This is a genomic window from Caulobacter sp. 10L414 (genome assembly GCF_056395525.1).
This window is the reverse complement of sequence record NZ_JBFTJR010000031.1, coordinates 16,317-33,867: the sequence shown is the minus strand read 5'-3', so window position 1 is coordinate 33,867 and position 17,551 is coordinate 16,317. Positions and strand designations below refer to the sequence as shown.

Here is a 17,551-nt window from a genome sequence, read left to right as displayed (position 1 = left end):
TCATCCCGGCCGTAGCGAAGCGGAGCGCCGGGATCTCCCACGGATGATCCGTCTGGCGTGGGAGATCCCGGCTCTGCGGGCCGCGCGCGGCCCTCCGGCCGGGATGACAGGATAAGGGGAGGGCGCTCTACCCGAACACCAGCGACCGGTGCGCGCCCACCCCCGCCAAGACCCCGTCGGCCGAGGCCAGGGTGGCGTTGTGGTTGGCCCGCGCCGCGTCGCCGGCGGCGAACACGCCCGGCACGCTGGTGGCCTTCCAGTCGTCGACGCTGATCAGCGGCCCCAGCGGGCCGTCCTCCAGCGCGCAGCCGAGTTGCTCGGCAAGGGGGCTGGCCATGCGCACGGTCGGCGAGGCGAAGATCGCCTCGATGGCGACGATGCGGCCGTCGGCCAGGCGAGCGCCGCAAAGCTTCGGCTCGTCGCCCAGCAGCTCGACCACCGGAACCTCCTCGATCGCCACGCCGCGCGCGGCCAGTTTCTCGCGGGTCTCAGCGTCGATCGCCAGGCCTTGGCTGAACAGGGTGGTGGGGCCCCAGTCGGGGATCATCTGGGCCTTGTGCAGGTCCATCGCGCCGCTGGCCAGCACGCCTAGCCGTCGGTCGCGGGCCTCGTAGCCGTGGCAGTAGGGGCAGTGCAGCACGCTGGCGCCCCAGCGGGGCTTCAGGCCCGGGATGTCGGGCAACTGGTCGGCGACGCCGGTGGCCAGCACCAGGCGCTTGCTCCGCAGGGTGCGGCCGTCGCTAAGGGCCATGGCGAAACCTTCGCCCTCTTGGCTTGCAGCGCGGGCCTCGCCCTCGACGAACGACACGGTGGGGTAGGCCGACAGCTGGCGGCGGGCCTCGCGCAGGATGTCGAACGGCGCCTTGCCGTCCTGGCCGAGGAAGCCGTGCGAGGCGTCGGCGAAGCGGTTGCGCGGCAGGCCGGCGTCGACCACCAGCACGTCGCGGCGGGCGCGGGCCAGCTGCATGGCGGCGGACAGGCCGGCGAAGCTGCCGCCGACGACGATGACGTCATGATTCATGATGAGGATCCTTGCAGCCCGCCGCCGCCAGCACGACGCGGCGCGGGCCGATCTGGGCGGCCAGGTCCGCCAGGGTGATCTTGGAGAGGCGCTCGTCCAGCAGGCGGCGGGCCTGCGCGACCGCATCGTCGAGGGCGGCGTTGACGGCTTGCTCGACCAGGCAGCCGGGGCTTTCCTCGGCCTTGCCCAGCGCCAGCAGCGGCTCGTCCAGGGCGGCCTGGATGTCGGCCAGGCTGACGGCGTCGAGCGGCTTCAGCAGGGTCCAGCCGCCGCCGTGGCCCTTGGTCGAACCGACGATGCCGGCGTCGCGAAGCCCTGCGAAGGTGCGGCGGATGACCACCGGATTGGTCGCGGCCCACGAGGCCAGGACTTCCGAGGTCAGGGCCTTGTCGGCCTGTTCGGCCATGTGCAGCAGCACGTGCAGGGCGACGGAGAGGCGGCTGTTCCGTTTCATGTAATTATATATGTTACGTGATGGGGCGAGGCGCAAGACCCTTCACCCTACCCTTTATCCCGTCATTCCCGCCCTTGTGGCGGGAAGCCCTGGTTCCGCCCGCAGGCGAGGCGCAAGCGGACTGCTCGGCAGTCCGCCCCATCCGCCCTTACGGTTGACAGAGGGGTTCCCGCCACAAGGGCGGGAATGACGGGGGGTGTGCAAATTTATGAGAATTATTGCCGAGTGGGGGCGATTTCCATTTAATGGAGGCCTCGCAAATACCTGGGATTAGGTCCGCCTGGGCACCATTTCCGCTCGTATAATGGCCAAAACCCCACTTCCTCATTGCATCGCTCCCCGCCCCATGCGCAAATGTGCGCCGAAAAGCGCATTGCAAATATTTGCGCAAACGGCCGGGCCAACCGGCGGCGTCAAGGCGGGGAAGCGATGACCAAGGCCAGGCTGAGCCTCTTCCAGATCTGGAACATGTGCTTCGGGTTCTTCGGAATCCAGATCGGCTTTGGCCTGCAGAACGCCAACACCAGCCGCATCTTCCAGACCCTCGGCGTCGAGATCGACCACCTGGCCATCCTGTGGATCGCCGCGCCGGCCACGGGCCTCCTGGTGCAGCCGATCATCGGCCACCTGTCCGACAAGACCTGGGGCCGGCTGGGCCGCCGGCGGCCCTACTTCTTCTGGGGCGCGATCCTGACCACGGCCGCCCTGATCCTGATGCCCAACTCGCCCACGCTGTGGATCGCGGCCTCGGCGCTGTGGATCATGGACGCCTCGATCAACATCACCATGGAGCCGTTCCGGGCCTTCGTCGGCGACAACCTGCCCGACGAGCAGCGCGCGACCGGCTACGCCATGCAGAGCTTCTTCATCGGGATCGGCGCGGTGCTGGCCTCGTGCCTGCCGTGGATCCTGACCAACTGGCTGGACGTGGCCAACACCGCCCCGGCCGGCCAGATCCCGCCGTCGGTGCGCATCGCCTTCTACGTCGGCGGGGCGGCGCTGCTGGTCTCGGTGCTGTGGACGGTCTTCTCCACCCGCGAATACTCGCCCGAGCAGATGGCCGCCTTCGAGGCCGCGCAAGCCGCCGCCACGGGCGAGGCCGTCTCGGCCGACGCGGGCCCGGGCCGTGCGGTTTCCGCCTACCTGACCGGCGGCGCGGCCTGGACGATCGCCGGCCTCGCCGTCGCGGCGGGCGTCTATGCCGTCAAGCTGGAGAAAGAGCTCTACGTCCTGGCCGCCCTGATCGGCGGCTTCGGCCTGGCGCAGCTGGCCGCCGGCCAGCTGAAGCGGGCGGGGCGCACCGGCAACGGCTTTTCCGAGGTGGTCGAGGACCTCTTCGCCATGCCCGCCACGATGAAGCAGCTGGCGGTGGTGCAGTTCTTCTCGTGGTTTGGCCTGTTCGCCATGTGGATCTACACCACCCCCGCCGTGGCGGCCTTCCACTACGGCGCGTCGGACGCGACCTCGGCCGCCTACAACGCCGGGGCCGACTGGGTGGGCGTGCTGTTCGGCGTCTACAACGGCGTGGCGGCCCTGGCGGCCCTGCTGATCCCGGTGATCGCGCGCCTTTTCAGCCGCCGCGTCGCCCACGCCCTGTGCCTGGTGCTGGGCGGGCTTGGCCTGCTGTCGTTCCTCGCAGTCCGCGATCCGAAGCTCCTGATCATCGGCATGGTCGGCGTCGGCTTCGCCTGGAGTTCGATCCTGTCGTCGCCCTATTCGATCCTGTCGGGCTCGGTGCCGGGGCGGAAGATGGGCGTCTACATGGGCATCTTCAATTTCTTCATCGTCATCCCGCAGCTGCTGGCCGCCACGGTGCTGGGCCTGCTGCTCAAGACCTTCTTCGACGGCCAGGCGATCTATGCGCTCGTGCTGGGCGCGGCCTCGTTCCTGATCGCCGCGGTTTCCGTCTTCGCCGTCAACGACCCGGGCGAGCCCAAGCGGCTGGCCAAGTCTGCTTCGTGAGGCCCCTCATGCGTACCCTCAAGACCCTGATCCTGGCCGCCTCGGCCCTGACCGCAACCACGTCGCTGGCCCAGGCCGCCGAGCCCGCCGCCAAGCCGACGACCACCTGGGCCTATTCGGCCAAGACCGCCGTCGGCGCCTCGTACGAGGCCTATGTCGACGGCGCCTACAAGGACGGCGGCCCGACCGGCGCGGTGTCGAAGGTGTGGTTCTCGGTCGCCGACGGCGTGCTGACCGAAACCATGTACGGCCTGATCCACGAGGCCCAGATCAAGCAGATGCGGATCGCCGTGAAGACCGCCGACGGGCTCGCCGTCGAGGGCCGCGACACGACCGCCAAGACTGAATATCTGTATACGGATAAAAAGGGCCGACCGCTGTCGCCGGCCTACAAGATCACCACCACCGACAAGGCCGGCCGCTTCGTCATCGAGAAGCGGATCTTCACCGATCCCGACCGCCACGCCCTGTTCCTGCGGGTGACGATCAAGGCGCTGAAGGGCTCGGTCACGCCGTTCCTGGTGCTGGAGCCGCACATGGCCAACACCGGTGGAAACGACGTCGGCTCGGCCGGCGCCCAGGCCCTGACGGCCGGCGAGGGCAAGGTCTATCTGACCCTGCGCGGCGACCGCCCCTTCGCCAAGGCCGCGGCCGCCAGGCTGGAAGGCGATGACGCGCTGAAGATCCTCGGCGAGGACGGCGTGCTGGCCGGCGGCGCGGAGGCCAAGGGCGCGATCGTGCTGGCCGCCCAGCTGCCGACCCAAGCGTCGGGCGTGGCCACCTACGACTTCGCCATCGGCTTCGGCGCCGATCCCGGCGCCTCGGCCCAGACGGCCATGGCCAGCCTGAAGACCGGCTATGACGAGATGCTGGCCCGCTACAACGGCGAGGGCGCCTATGTGGGCTGGACCGACTACATCGCCTCGCTGACCGAACTGCCGCGCGTGGCCAAGGAAAGCGCCGACGGCGGCAAGCTGGCCTATGCCAGCGCCCTGATGCTGAAGGTGCAGGAAGACCGCACCTATGCCGGGGCCCTGATCGCCTCGCTGTCCAACCCCTGGGGCGATACGGTGGACGCGGCCAAGCCCTCGACCGGCTACAAGGCCGTCTGGCCGCGCGACTTCTACCAGTGCGCCATGGCGCTTGCGGCCCTGGGCGACAAGCAGACGCCGCTGGCGGCCTTCCACTACCTGCCCACCGTGCAGGTCGGCGAGAAGACGCCCGGCAACAAGGGCGCCGGCGGCTGGTTCCTGCAGAAGACCGAGGTGGACGGCACGCCCGAGTGGGTCGGCGTCCAGCTGGACCAGACGGCCATGCCGATCATGCTGGGCTGGAAGCTGTGGAAGCTGGGCTGGCTGTCGGAGCCGGACCTCAAGGCCTACTACGCCCGCATGATCAAGCCGGCCGCCGACTTCCTGGTCGACGGCGGCAAGGTCGGCATCGGCTGGAACAAGGCCACGATCGTTCCGCCCTACACCCAGCAGGAACGCTGGGAGGAGCAGGACGGCCACTCGCCCTCGACCACGGCGGCGGTGATCGCGGGTCTGGTCACCGCCGGCGAGATCGCCGACCTGGCCGGCGACGCCAAGTCCGCGGAGCGTTACCGCGAGACCGCCGACGCCTATTCGGCCAAGGTCGAGGCGCGGATGTTCACCACCAGCGGCAAGTTCGGCGACGGCAGCTACTTCATGCGCCTGAACAAGAACGAGGACCCCAACGACAAGGCCCCGATCGGCGCGGCCAACGGCCAGATCGCCCCGCCCGAGGACGAGGTGGTCGACGGCGGGTTCCTTGAACTGGTGCGCTACGGCGTGCGCCGGGCCGACGACAGCCACATCGTCGGCAGCCTGCCCGAGCTTGACGACACGGCCCGCGAGGACATGTACCGCGTGCGCTACGACTTCAGCTTCCCCGGTGTGAAGGGCGAGTTCCCCGGCTGGCGACGCTACGACGTCGACGGCTATGGCGAGGACGCCAAGACCGGCGGCAACTACGGCGAGAGCGGGCAGATGAGCCCCGGCCAGCGCGGCCGGGTGTGGCCGATCTTCACCGGCGAGCGCGGCCATTACGAGCTGGCCCTCGCGGCCGAGAAGGGCAAGCCCTCCAAGGCCCAGATCGCCGCCATCCGCGCCCGCTACGTCAAGGGCATCGAACTGTTCGCCAATGACGGCCTCTTGATCCCCGAACAGGTGTGGGACGGCGTCGGCGCCAAGACCCGCCACCCCTACGTCACCGGCGAGGGCACGGACTCGGCCACGCCGCTGGCCTGGTCGCACGCCGAGTACCTGAAACTGCTGCGCTCGCTGGCCGACGGCCAGGTCTGGGACCGCTATGAGCCCGTGGCGGCGAGGTACGCCAAGTAGGGGACATCTGCCGCCGTCCCCTCAATCCGTCTTTCCCCGCGAAGGCGGGGACCCAAGCTGACGGTCAGGAGGGGGCGCGGCTGTGGGTGGCCTGCCGACTCGGCTTGGATCCCCGCCTGCGCGGGGAAGCTCGGTGAGAAGCTGGCTCAGGCTTTGGACCATTTGCCCCGGCCACGGCGTCGGCTAGGCTCGCGCCCCGGGAGGAACGCCATGACCGGTCAGCCGATCACGCTGAGGCTGCGCATCCAGGATCCGGTTCCTGGCGTGGCCTACAGCCTGCAGGACAAGAAGAACCACCCCGTGGGGCCGGTGGTCGCGGGCGACGCCTCCCTGGCCTTCGACGTATCCTTGCGCGTCGCGCCGGGGCCGCGGTTCCTGGGCGAGTTCGTGCGCAGCGAAGGCCCCAGCCGGCGCTTCGTCTACATCGCCATCGGAACCTCGGCCGGCGATCACGGCTCGACCTGGACCAGGCGCGCCAAGATCGACATCCACACGATCCCGGCCGACCTGCTGGCGCGGGCCCTGGAAGGCGCGGTGCTCGAGGTCCTGCTGCCCGGCCGCGCCAAGGACGGCGGCCCGGCCTGCGCGACGGTGGTTCCGCTCCAGGCCTGGCGCGTCGCGGACTGAAGGTCCGGCGCGCCGCCCGCCTTTCTTCGGTCGTCGACTCCGGCTAAGAACGGAGCATGAACGACGCCGTCGACCCCTACCTGATCCTCGCCCTGGTGTTCCTGCTCGCCGCCGCCGGCGCGGTGGTCTGGGCGATCGTGGCCCAGCGCAAGGCCGCCGCCGCCCAGCAGGAGACCTGGCGGCTCTCCGCGCAGCTGGAGCAGGCGCTGGAGCGCCATCGCCACCTGGAAGACCAGTCGGCGACCCAGATCGAGCTGATCCGCGCCCAGGCCGAGAAGAGCGCCCACGCCGTGGCCGAGCAACTGATCAAGCGGGCCGACGAGAACGCCAAGAGCCGCGACCAGCTGACCCACGCGCGCCTCGAGGCCCAGTTGAAGCCGGTGGCCGAGACCCTGGCCAAGTTCGAGGCCCAGGTCACCGCCGTCGAGAAGGTGCGCGCCGAGGAGACCGGCGGCCTCAAGGCCCAGATCGCCGCCCTGATGGAGGCCTCGACCGCCACCCAGACCGAGGCCCGCAAGCTGTCGGCCGCCCTGCGCCGCGGCGCCGGCGTGCAGGGCCGCTGGGGCGAGCAGATGCTGCGCAACGTGCTGGAGATGGCGGGCCTCAAGCACGGCGTCGACTTCACCGAGCAGGTCCAGCTGGACGGCGGMCGCATCCGTCCCGACGTGGTGGTGCGCATGCCGCGCAACGCCGCCTTCGTCATCGACGCCAAGTGCTCGCTGACCGCCTATCTGGAAGCCCAGGACGCGGCCGACGACGTCACCCGCGAGGCCGCCTATCTGCGTCACGCCGCCTCCCTGCGCACCCACATCCAGCAGCTGTCGGCCAAGGCCTACTGGGACGCGCTGGAGGTCTCGCCCGACTTCGTGGCGATGTTCGTGCCCGGCGACGGCATCCTGGCCGCCGCCCTGGAGCGCGCGCCCGAACTGATGACCGAGGCGATGGAGAAGCGGGTGATCATCGCCACGCCCTCGACCCTGTTCGCCCTCTGCAAGGCCGTGTCCTACGGCTGGCGCGTCGAGGAGCAGGCCAAGAACGCCGTCGAGGTCGCCGCCCTGGGCCGCGAGCTCTACAAGCGGGTCGCCGACATGGGCGGCCACGTGGCCGGCATGGGCCGTTCGCTGTCGGCCGCCGTCGACAAGTACAACGCCTTCGTCGGCTCGCTGGAGAGCCGGGTGCTGCCCAAGGCCCGCGAGTTCGAGAAGCTGAAGGTCGAGCACGGCGGCAAGGGCATCGAGGAACTGGCGGGGGTCGACACCGCCGTGCGGCCGGTCACCAAGCTGGAAATCTCGCAAGCCGATGAAGGGGTGGGACAAAACCCCGCCTTGACCCTCGGAAACGGGACGCCTACCTGAGTCCCGTTATGGCCATCCGTCGCATCCTCACCATCGACAACGCCGCCGACCTGGCGACGCTGAAGCAGATTTCCAAGCCCGTCGAGGCCGTCACCGACGAGCTGCGCGTCCTCATGGACGACATGCTGGAGACCATGTACGAGGCGCCCGGCATCGGCCTGGCCGCCGTGCAGGTCGGCGAGCCCGTGCGCATCATCGTCATGGATCTGGCCCGCGAGGGCGAGGAGCCGGAGCCGCGCTTCTTCGTCAATCCGGAGCTGTTCGACCCGTCCGAAGAGCTGTTCGTCTACGAGGAGGGCTGCCTGTCGGTGCCCGACTACTACGACGCCGTCGAACGCCCGGCCCGGATCAAGGTGCGCTACCTGAACTATCAGGGCGAGAAGGTGGAAGAAGAGGCCGAGGGCCTGTTCGCCGTCTGCATCCAGCACGAGATGGACCACCTGGAAGGCGTGCTGTTCATCGACTACCTGTCGCGCCTGCGCCGCGATCGCGCCATGGCCAAGGCCAAGAAGGCCCGCCGCGCGGCCTGATCCGCCAGCGTCCAGCCGCAAGAACAGCCCCGGTCCGAACGGCCGGGGCTTTTTCTTTGCCCGCCCCGTCGCCTATGGTCGTGGGGCGGGGACGTGGGGGCGTGCGATGGCGAAGAGTTCGTGGCGGGCGTCGAACGCCCTGGCGCTGGTCGTTGGCGCGGGAGCGCTGGCCGGCTGCACCTTCGTGGACGAGCCCCGGCGCGACGCCCGCGAGTTCCTGGCGGCGACGCCGGCCGATCAGATCATGTGCATCATCAGTCCCGACGATGCCGGCGAGATCTGGTTCTCGACCGCCGCCCATCAGTTCCAGCTGGTCGTCGCCCACGCGCGCGTCGGCGACCTGGCCAAGTGCAACGTCTGGCTCCGCAGCCTGCCGCTCCATTACGTCAGGGGCGACACCAACATCACCTTCGTGATGGACGGCTGCCGCGTCGCTCGCTCCTACACGCTCGACGCTCCGAACCAGGGGATGGTCGATGTCGCCAACAAGGGGTGCGGGCGCCGGTCCGATTTCACCCTGGTCGAACACGAAGCCGGTTTGCCCCACTACCGAATTACCCTGCGGGAGGAGCGTGGCGGCGACTAGGTTGCGTCAGCTTCCGCTTCCCCCGCGCGGCTCCACGCGCTAACCCGCATCCCCGATGCCCCAGTCCGTACGCACCGCCTATCGTGAGCGTCTCGCCGCCGGCGAGATCCGCCCCGATGTCGCCCAGGCCGCCGCCATCGACGCCTTGTCCCGCCTGGAATCCGATCTCGACAACGCCGGCGAGCCCAGCTTCTCGTTCTTCGGCCGCAAGCCCAAGAGCCAGCGCGGCCTCTACATCTGGGGGCCGGTCGGTCGCGGCAAGTCGATGGTCATGGACCTGTTCTTCGACAGCGCCCCGGTGCACCGCAAGCGCCGCGTGCACTTCCACGTCTTCATGGCCGAGGTGCACGCCCACATCGACGCCTGGCGCAAGGGCGACGGCGCCGAGCGCAAGGCGCGTTTTGGCCGCCACAAGGGCGACGACCCGATCGCGCCGACGGCCGAACTGATCGCCGGCGAGGCGAGGCTTCTGTGCTTCGACGAGCTGCAGGTCACCGACATCGCCGACGCCATGATCCTGGGCCGGCTGTTCGAGGCGCTGTTCGCCGAGGGCGTGACCCTGGTGGCCACCTCCAACCGCCCGCCCGACGACCTCTACAAAGACGGCCTCAACCGCCAGCTCTTCACCCCCTTCATCGCCATGCTGAAGGAGAAGATGGAGGTGGTGGCCGTGCGCGGGCCGGTCGACTTCCGCCTGGATCGCCTGCGGGCCGGCCGCACCTGGCTGTCGCCCGTCGACAAGACCACCGAGGCCGAGTTCGACACGCTGTGGGCCGACATGCTGGACGGCGCCGAGGAGACCGGCGCGACCCTGGAGGTCATGGGCCGCAAGCTACGCCTGCCGCGCGCCGCCGGCGGCCTGGTGCGCAGCTCGTTCGCCAGCCTGTGCCAGCAGGCGCTGGGGCCGCAGGACTACCTGGCCCTGGCCGAGCGCTTCCACACCATCTTCCTGGAAGACATTCCGCTTCTCGTTCCCGAAAAGCGCGACGCGGCCAAGCGCTTCAACACCCTGATCGACGCCCTCTACGAGGCCGACGCCAAGCTGGTGGCCCTGGCCGCCGGCGAGCCCGAGGCGCTGTACCCGGCCGGCGACGGCTCGTTCGAGTTCGAGCGCACCGTCTCGCGCCTGCAGGAGATGCGCTCGGCGGACTATGTGGGGCGGGTGCGGGACTAAATCCCCCTCAATCCCCAAACGCCCGTCATTCCCGCCCTTGTGGCGGGAACCCCTGGTTCCGCTGACACGGGAAGCGCAAGCGGCGTGCTTAGCACGCCGCCGCATCCGCCCTTGCGGCTGACAGAGGGGTTCCCGCCACAAGGGCGGGAATGACGGGAGATCAGGGTAGGGCCCCTCTAGAACGCCCGGTCCAGCGAGACCGTGAACCGGCAGGCCAGCCCCTCCAGCGCGTAGTCGATCGCCACCTGCCCGCGAAGTTCAGCGCCGATGCTGCGTTCGATCAGGCGTGAGCCGAAGCCCCGGCGGGCGGGGGCGACGACCGCTGGGCCGCCTTCCTCGCGCCATTCGAACACCAGCGCGTCGGCCGGCTCTACCCGCCAGTCCAGCAGCAGCCGGCCGGTCTCGGTGCTCAGCGCGCCGTACTTGGCGGCGTTCGTGGCCAGTTCGTGGAACACCATGCCCAGCGACAGGGCGACGCGCGCGGGCAGATTGACGTCCGGGCCGTGCATGACAATGCGCGAGGGATCGTACGGCGCCAGTTCCTGGGCCAGGATCGGACGCAGGCCGGCGCCCGCCCACTGGCTGTCGGTCAGGGCGTTGTGGGTCTGCGACAGGGCCAGCAGCCGCGCCTCGAAGGCGCGCACGAAGGTTTCGGGCCTGTCGACGCCGCGCAGGGTCTGGCGGGCGATGGCCTGGACGGTGGCCAGGGTGTTCTTGACGCGATGGTTCAGCTCGTCGAGCAGCAGGCGCTGCTGCTCGCCGGCCAGCACCTTTTCCGTGACGTCCGAGCCCTCGACCAGCACGCCGGAGACCGAGCCGTCCGGCTCGACGATCGGCTGGTAGATGAAGTCGAGAAAGCGGTCCTCCAGCGGACCGTCCGGCGTGCGCTGCAACGCGACCTTGATCTCGCGGCCGATGAAGGCCTCGGCGGTGGCGGTCACCCTGTCGAGCAGGGCCACGAAGCCCTGTTCCACCACCTCGGGCAGGGCCTCACGCAGCGGCAGGCCGACCACGTCGCGCCAGCCGATCAGCTGGCCGTAGGCGTTGTTGACCAGGTCGAAGCGGTGCTCGGGTCCGCGCAGCACGGCCATGAAGCTGGGGGCCTGCATGAACAGGCGCCGCAGGTCGTCGTTCTGGGCCCCGGCCGCCCCGGCCCGCAGCAGCACGTCGTCCTGCAGCATGGTCATCTCGCCTCGGCCGAACGCCACCTCCTTCAGGCGCTGGATGGCGGTGACGTCCTGGGTGTGCTGGACGATGTAGGCGGTCCTGCCGTCGGGGCCGGGAATCGGCGTGTGGGTGGCGCTCCAGATGCGGTCCTCGAACCCGCCGCCCAGGTGGGCCGGGCGCTCGATGGCGTAGGGGATCAGCGGCAGGTGATCGACCTTGCCCAGGTCGCGGGCGCGCAGCAGCGAGCTCTCCAGCCGCTCGCGCGACTCCCCCTGGCTGGGGAAGGCGTCGAACAGGGCGACGCCGTCGAGTTCGGCCCAGCTGCGGCCGAGCGTGTCGAGATAGGCCTGGTTGGCGGCGACGTAGCGCAGCTCGCGATCGAGCATCATGTACGGGGTCGGCAGACGATCGAACACCGTCGCGAAATCGATCGGTCCGGTCATCGCCTGAACATCATCCCCAACAAGCAGCCAGCGATAACGCAAGCTTGGCTTGAGAGGTTCCTTCTTTCTCCTGAAGGGCGAAATGCGAACGTATCTCAAGTAACGGCCGTTTCGTTGACACCCCGGCGCTCGCGCTTAAAAGCGTCCCGCAACGCACAAATCCACAGGTTGGACGTAAATATGACCGAGACGAGCCGGGGGCTCCCTGAGCGTCCGCTGTCGCCGCACCTCCAGGTCTGGCGCTGGCACATCACCATGGCGTGCTCGATCCTGCACCGCGCCAGCCTGTTCGCCCTCTATGTCGGCGTCCTGCTCCTGGCCGGTTGGGCCCTGGCCCTGGCCTCGGGCCCCGAGCACTACGCCTGCTACACCGGCGTGCTGGGCTCGGTGCTGGGCAAGCTGGTGCTGTTCGGCATCACCGTCGCGGTCTTCTACAACGTCGCCTACATCGTCCGTCAGAGCTTCTGGGACCTGGGCAAGGGCTTCGATCCGAAGACGGCCAACCTGACCGGCGTGGTCGTGATCGCGTTCGCGGTCGTCGCCGCCGTCGTCACCTGGATCATCGCCTTCGCGACCGGAGCGATCTGACCATGAGCACCTCCAAGAGCCAATTCCGCACCCCGCTGTCGCGCGCGCGCGGCCTGGGCGCGTCGCACCACGGCGTGGGCCACTTCATCGCCGAGCGCGTTTCGGGCCTGGCCCTGATCCCGCTGTTCCTGTGGGGCGCCTTCGCCGGCATCCGCCTGGCCGGCGCCGACTTCGACACGGTCGCCGCCTGGGTGGCGATCCCGATCAACGCCGTCCTGCTGTCGCTGCTCTTCATCGCCCTGCTGGTGCACCTGAAGAACGCCATCCAGGTGGTCATCGAGGACTATGTCGAGGCGTTCGCCCCGAAGGCCGCCCTCGTCATCGGCAACCTCTTCGTCTGCATGCTCGCGGGCGCCGCCGGGATCGTCTCGATCCTGAAGATCGCCTTCACCGGAGCCCTTTGATGTCGGCCTACACGTTCATCGACCACAAGTTCGACGTCGTCGTCGTGGGCGCCGGCGGCTCGGGCCTCCGCGCCGCGCTCGGCGCCGCCCAGGCCGGCCTCAAGACCGCCTGCATCACCAAGGTGTTCCCGACCCGCAGCCACACCGTGGCGGCCCAGGGCGGCATCTCGGCCAGCCTCGGCAACATGGGCCAGGACGACTGGCGCTGGCACATGTTCGACACCGTCAAGGGTTCGGACTGGCTGGGCGACCAGGACGCCATCGAGTACCTGACCCGCAACGCGCCGGCGGCGGTCTATGAACTCGAGCACTGGGGCGTGCCGTTCTCGCGCACGGCCGAGGGCAAGATCTACCAGCGCGCCTTCGGCGGCATGACCAAGAACTTCGGCGAAGGCCCGATCCAGCGCACCTGCGCGGCGGCCGACCGCACCGGTCACGCCATGCTGCACACGATGTACGGCCAGTCGCTGGCCCACGACACCGAGTTCTTCATCGAGTACTTCGCCCTCGACCTGATCATGGAAGACGGCGCCTGCCGCGGCGTGACCGCGTGGAAGCTCGACGACGGCACCCTGCACCGCTTCCAGGCCCAGACCGTGATCCTGGCCACCGGCGGCTACGGTCGGGCCTATTTCTCGGCCACCTCGGCCCACACCTGCACGGGCGACGGCAACGCCATGGCGCTGCGCGCCGGCCTGCCGCTGCAGGACATGGAATTCGTGCAGTTCCACCCCACCGGCATCTACGGCGCCGGCTGCCTGATCACCGAAGGCGCCCGCGGCGAAGGCGGCTACCTGACCAACTCGGAAGGCGAGCGCTTCATGGAGCGCTACGCCCCGTCGGTTAAGGACCTGGCGCCCCGCGACATGGTCAGCCGCGCGATGACCATCGAGATCCGCGAAGGCCGCGGCGTTGGTCCCAACAAGGACCACATCTTCCTGCACCTCGACCACCTGGATCCCAAGATCCTGGCCGAGCGCCTGCCGGGCATCTCGGAAACCGCCAAGGTGTTCGCCGGCGTCGACGTGACCAAGGCGCCGATCCCGGTGCTGCCGACCGTCCACTACAACATGGGCGGCATCCCGACGAACTATCACGGCGAAGTCGTCACCAAGTCGGGCGACAACCCCGACCAGGTGATCCCGGGCCTGATGGCCGTCGGCGAAGCCGCCTGCGTGTCGGTGCACGGCGCCAACCGCCTGGGCTCCAACTCGCTGATCGATCTCGTGGTGTTCGGCCGCGCGGCCGGCCTGCGCTGCGCCGAGGTCCTGACCCCCGGCGCCAAGCAGCCGGAACTGAAGGCCAGCCAGACCGAAGCGCACATCGAGCGCTTCGACCGCATGCGCAACGCCAACGGCTCGACCCCGACCGCCGAACTGCGCCTCGAAATGCAGAAGGCGATGCAGGAAGACGCCGCCGTGTTCCGCACCGGCGAGAGCCTGGACAGCGGCGTGGCCCGCCTGCAGGCCGTCTGGGACAAGAAGGGCGACGTGAAGGTCTCCGACCGTGGTCTGGTGTGGAACACCGACCTGATGGAGACCCTGGAGTTCGACAACCTCATCGGCCAGGCGGTCGTGACGGTGAACGGCGCGGCCAACCGCACCGAGAGCCGCGGCGCCCACRCCCGCGAGGACTTCTCCGAGCGTAACGACACCGAGTGGATGAAGCACACCCTGGCCTGGCTCGACAACGAGACCGGCAAGGTGAGCATCGATTTCCGTCCGGTGCACAACTACACGATGTCGACCGACATCGATTACATCCCGCCGAAGCAACGGGTTTACTAAGGGAACGCAGATGGTCCAGCTCTCTCTTCCCAAGAACTCCCGCGTTCAGAGCGGCAAGCACTGGCCCGCCCCGGCCGGCGCCAAGAACGTGCGCTCGTTCAAGATCTACCGCTACGATCCCGAAACCGGGATGAACCCGCGGTGGGACACCTACGACGTCGACGTCGACGCCTGCGGTCCCATGGTCCTGGACGCGCTGCTCTACATCAAGAACACCATCGACCCGACCCTGGCCTTCCGCCGGTCGTGCCGCGAGGGTGTCTGCGGCTCCTGCGCGATGAACATCGGCGGCCGCAACACCCTGGCCTGCACGCACGGCCACGGCGAGGTGCCCGGCAAGGCCGTGCAGATCAGCCCGCTGCCGCACGCGCCGGTGGTCAAGGACCTGATCCCGGACCTGACGCTGTTCTACGCCCAATACGCCTCGATCGAGCCGTGGCTGCACACCACGACCCCCGAGCCGCAGAAGGAATGGCGCCAGGCCCCGGAAGACCGCGAGAAGCTCGACGGTCTCTACGAGTGCATCCTGTGCGCCTGCTGCTCGACCTCGTGCCCCAGTTACTGGTGGAACGGCGAGAAGTACCTGGGCCCCGCGGCCCTGCTGCACGCCTACCGCTGGCTGATCGACAGCCGTGATGAAGCCACCGGCGAGCGCCTCGACGACCTCGAGGACCCGTTCAAGCTCTATCGCTGCCACACGATCATGAACTGCGCCCAGGTCTGCCCGAAGGGGCTGAACCCGGCCAAGGCCATCGCCTCGATCAAGAAGATGCTGGTGGAGCGGGTGGTCTGACGACCCCTCGCGCCTTCGGTCTCGCCGCATTCCTGTGGGGCGCGGCCGAGGGCTTCCTGTTCTTCGTCGTTCCGGACGTGCTCATAAGCCTCGTCGCTCTGCGGCGAGGCTTTCGCATGGGGGCCATGGCCAGCCTGGCCGCGGCCCTGGGGGCGATGGTCGGCGGGGCCTTGATGTGGCTGTGGAGCGCCAATGCGCCGGATGCGGCGCTGAAGGCGGTGGCGGCCGTGCCGTCGGTCTCCGACGCCATGATCGACAAGGCCCGCGCCGACATGGCCCGCGAGGGCTGGATCCTGGCCAGCCTGAAGGGGCCGCTGACCTCGACGCCCTACAAGGTCTATGCGGCGCTGGCCCCGCGGGCGGGCGCCGGCCTGCCGGCCTTCGCCGCCGCCGCCCTGCCTGTTCGCCTGCCGCGCTTTCTGCTCGTGGCGGCGGCGTTTTCGCTGATCGGCGCCATCATGCGCGGGCGGGCCGGTCCGAAGATCACCCTCGGCGTCTTCACGGCGGGCTGGGTGCTGTTCTATGGCTGGTTCTGGGCGACCCGTCCCGGCTAGCGCCGGCTTGCAAAAGATGACGGGGTCGTCAATTTTGTTCCGTGCGGGAGACAAACGCGTTGAGTGAAGCGGTCGTGAGCGATCCGAAGGCCAAGGTGGTGATCGTCGGCGCCGGCCATGCCGGCGGTTCGGCCGCCGCCTTCCTGCGCCAGTACGGCCACGAGGGCCCGATCGTGCTGATCGGCGAGGAGCCGCTGCTGCCCTACCAGCGTCCGCCGCTCTCCAAGGCCTGGCTGAAGGGCGAGGCCGACGCCGACAGCCTGGCCCTCAAGCCGCAGGACTGGTACGCCGAGGCCAATGTCGCGCTGCGCCTGCAGGGCGTGGCGACTAGCCTCAACCGCGGCGACCGCACCGTGACCCTCGCCTCGGGCGAGGTGATCACCTACGACTTTCTGATCCTGGCCACCGGCGCGCGCGCCCGCGAACTGCCGATCCCCGGCGCGGATCTGGCCGGCGTGCTGGCCCTGCGCACGGCGGCCGACGCCGAGGCGCTGAAGGCCGCGCTGGGGCAGGGCAAGCGCCTGGCCGTGGTCGGCGGCGGCTATGTCGGCCTGGAGGCGGCGGCCTCGGCCCGCGCCCTGGGCGCGGAGGCCACGATCATCGAGCGCGAGAGCCGGGTCCTGGCCCGCGTGGCCTGCGACACGCTGTCGACCTTCTTCCAGGACTATCACGGCGCCCGCGGCGTGGCGTTCGAGCTCAACGCCAATGTCGAGGCCTTCGAAGGCGAAGGCGGCCACGTGACCGGCGTGCGCCTGAAGGGCGGGCAGGTCGTGGCCTGCGACGCGGCCCTGGTGGGCGTGGGCGCCCATCCCAATGTCGAGCTGGCCCAGGACGCGGGCCTGGAATGCACGGGCGGCATCGTCGTGGATCTGGAAGCGCGCACCAGCGACCCGCGCGTCTTCGCCATCGGCGACGTGACCCACCGGCCGCTGCCGCTGTACGAGCGCCAGTTCCGCCTCGAAAGCGTGCCCAACGCCCTGGAGCAGGCCAAGCAGGCCGCCGCCGCCATCGTCGGCCGCGCCGGGCCCTCGCCGGAGGTGCCGTGGTTCTGGTCCGACCAGTACGACCTCAAGCTCCAGATCGCCGGCCTGCCGTTCGACGCCGACAGCACCATCGTGCGCGGCGACGTGGCCGCTGCCAAGTTCGCCGTCTTCCACCTCAAGGGCGACCTCGTCCAGGCCGTGGAAGCCGTCAACGCGCCGCCCGAGTTCATGGCCGGCAAACAATTGATCGCCAAGCGGACGCCCGTGTCTAAGACAAAGCTCGCGGATCCGGCGATATCCATGAAGGAAGTGGCGGCCTGAAGCCGCCCAGAGAGTGCAGGGGAACCATGGCCAAGATCACCTACATCGAATTCGACGGGACCGAGCACGTCCTCGACGTCAAGCCGGGCCTGACGGTCATGGAAGGCGCCGTGAAGAACAACGTCCCCGGCATCGACGCCGACTGCGGCGGCGCCTGCGCCTGCGCGACCTGCCACGTCTATGTGGACGACGCCTGGACCGACAAGACCGGCGACAAGTCGGCCATGGAGGAGTCGATGCTCGACTTCGCCGAGAACGTCGAACCCAACAGCCGCCTGTCCTGCCAGATCAAGGTCAGCGACGCCCTGGACGGCCTGGTCGTGCGCCTGCCGGAAAGCCAGCACTGAGGCGTCCTGGGGCGGGGCGCCGGAGACGGCGCGCACGCCGCCCGGCCGCTTCTTCCCCGACCGCCCGCCCATGCGGCGGGCGGCATGCTGTC

The 17,551-nt window shown here is 69.3% G+C and carries 17 protein-coding genes; 14 read left to right on the top strand and 3 right to left on the bottom strand.

All coding sequences use genetic code 11. The annotated features are described in order from the left end of the window. Positions 1 to 127: 127 nt before the first annotated feature. The gene (locus tag AC1DCG_RS13945) at positions 128 to 1,021 is read right to left on the bottom strand and encodes an NAD(P)/FAD-dependent oxidoreductase (protein WP_477029369.1); all 894 of its coding nucleotides are present in this window, start codon (positions 1,019 to 1,021) and stop codon (positions 128 to 130) included. Continuing rightward, complete coding sequence (locus AC1DCG_RS13940; protein WP_101718648.1) at positions 1,011 to 1,475, bottom strand: RrF2 family transcriptional regulator; 465 nt, start codon at positions 1,473 to 1,475, stop codon at positions 1,011 to 1,013. Before AC1DCG_RS13940 ends, AC1DCG_RS13945 begins: the two co-directional genes overlap by 11 nt. Before the next feature lie 429 nt (positions 1,476 to 1,904). Here AC1DCG_RS13940 and AC1DCG_RS13935 point away from each other — a divergent pair, with 429 nt between their 5' ends. From AC1DCG_RS13935 to zapE, 7 genes are all read left to right on the top strand, one after another. Continuing rightward, positions 1,905 to 3,437 (top strand): MFS transporter, encoded by a 1,533-nt coding sequence (locus tag AC1DCG_RS13935; protein ID WP_477029370.1) that lies wholly within the window; start codon positions 1,905 to 1,907, stop codon positions 3,435 to 3,437. An 8-nt stretch (positions 3,438 to 3,445) separates the two neighbouring features. Next, positions 3,446 to 5,800, top strand: a complete 2,355-nt coding sequence (locus AC1DCG_RS13930; RefSeq protein WP_477029371.1) for a glucan 1,4-alpha-glucosidase — start codon at positions 3,446 to 3,448, stop codon at positions 5,798 to 5,800. Between the two features lie 210 nt (positions 5,801 to 6,010). Further along, positions 6,011 to 6,427 carry a DUF5990 family protein gene (locus AC1DCG_RS13925; RefSeq protein WP_477029372.1) on the top strand — a complete coding sequence of 139 codons (417 nt, stop codon included), beginning with the start codon at positions 6,011 to 6,013 and terminating at the stop codon, positions 6,425 to 6,427. 56 nt (positions 6,428 to 6,483) lie between these two features. Continuing rightward, positions 6,484 to 7,782 carry a DNA recombination protein RmuC gene (locus tag AC1DCG_RS13920; RefSeq protein WP_477029373.1) on the top strand — a complete coding sequence of 433 codons (1,299 nt, stop codon included), beginning with the start codon at positions 6,484 to 6,486 and terminating at the stop codon, positions 7,780 to 7,782. A gap of 8 nt (positions 7,783 to 7,790) precedes the next feature. Continuing rightward, positions 7,791 to 8,312 (top strand): peptide deformylase, encoded by a 522-nt coding sequence (gene def / locus AC1DCG_RS13915; protein ID WP_165261822.1) that lies wholly within the window; start codon positions 7,791 to 7,793, stop codon positions 8,310 to 8,312. A gap of 106 nt (positions 8,313 to 8,418) precedes the next feature. Then, on the top strand, positions 8,419 to 8,898 hold the full coding sequence (locus tag AC1DCG_RS13910) for a hypothetical protein (protein ID WP_477029374.1): 480 nt from the start codon (positions 8,419 to 8,421) through the stop codon (positions 8,896 to 8,898). Positions 8,899 to 8,953: 55 nt separating this feature from the next. Further along, positions 8,954 to 10,072: a cell division protein ZapE gene (gene zapE / locus AC1DCG_RS13905; protein WP_477029375.1), complete on the top strand. Its 1,119-nt coding sequence runs from the start codon at positions 8,954 to 8,956 to the stop codon at positions 10,070 to 10,072. Positions 10,073 to 10,248: 176 nt separating this feature from the next. Here the strand turns inward: zapE and AC1DCG_RS13900 are convergent, their stop codons facing one another. After that, entirely contained in the window at positions 10,249 to 11,682 is a 1,434-nt protein-coding gene (locus AC1DCG_RS13900; RefSeq protein WP_477029376.1) for a sensor histidine kinase, read from the bottom strand. A gap of 180 nt (positions 11,683 to 11,862) precedes the next feature. Here AC1DCG_RS13900 and sdhC point away from each other — a divergent pair, with 180 nt between their 5' ends. The 7 genes from sdhC to AC1DCG_RS13865 all read left to right on the top strand — a co-directional run bounded on the left by sdhC (position 11,863) and on the right by AC1DCG_RS13865 (position 17,459). Further along, on the top strand, positions 11,863 to 12,270 hold the full coding sequence (gene sdhC, locus AC1DCG_RS13895) for a succinate dehydrogenase, cytochrome b556 subunit (protein WP_477029377.1): 408 nt from the start codon (positions 11,863 to 11,865) through the stop codon (positions 12,268 to 12,270). A gap of 2 nt (positions 12,271 to 12,272) precedes the next feature. Beyond that, a complete protein-coding gene (sdhD, locus tag AC1DCG_RS13890; RefSeq protein ID WP_165261832.1) occupies positions 12,273 to 12,674 on the top strand; it encodes a succinate dehydrogenase, hydrophobic membrane anchor protein in 402 nt (133 codons plus the stop codon). Beyond that, positions 12,674 to 14,461: a succinate dehydrogenase flavoprotein subunit gene (sdhA, locus tag AC1DCG_RS13885; protein WP_477041521.1), complete on the top strand. Its 1,788-nt coding sequence runs from the start codon at positions 12,674 to 12,676 to the stop codon at positions 14,459 to 14,461. Before sdhD ends, sdhA begins: the two co-directional genes overlap by 1 nt. A 10-nt stretch (positions 14,462 to 14,471) precedes the next feature. Further along, positions 14,472 to 15,254 (top strand): succinate dehydrogenase iron-sulfur subunit, encoded by a 783-nt coding sequence (locus tag AC1DCG_RS13880; RefSeq protein WP_101713980.1) that lies wholly within the window; start codon positions 14,472 to 14,474, stop codon positions 15,252 to 15,254. Positions 15,255 to 15,370: 116 nt separating this feature from the next. After that, entirely contained in the window at positions 15,371 to 15,808 is a 438-nt protein-coding gene (locus AC1DCG_RS13875) for a hypothetical protein (RefSeq protein ID WP_477029379.1), read from the top strand. Between the two features lie 74 nt (positions 15,809 to 15,882). After that, positions 15,883 to 17,112 (top strand): FAD-dependent oxidoreductase, encoded by a 1,230-nt coding sequence (locus tag AC1DCG_RS13870; RefSeq protein ID WP_165261838.1) that lies wholly within the window; start codon positions 15,883 to 15,885, stop codon positions 17,110 to 17,112. 26 nt (positions 17,113 to 17,138) lie between these two features. Beyond that, positions 17,139 to 17,459 carry a 2Fe-2S iron-sulfur cluster-binding protein gene (locus AC1DCG_RS13865; RefSeq protein ID WP_101713977.1) on the top strand — a complete coding sequence of 107 codons (321 nt, stop codon included), beginning with the start codon at positions 17,139 to 17,141 and terminating at the stop codon, positions 17,457 to 17,459. Positions 17,460 to 17,551: the final 92 nt, after the last annotated feature.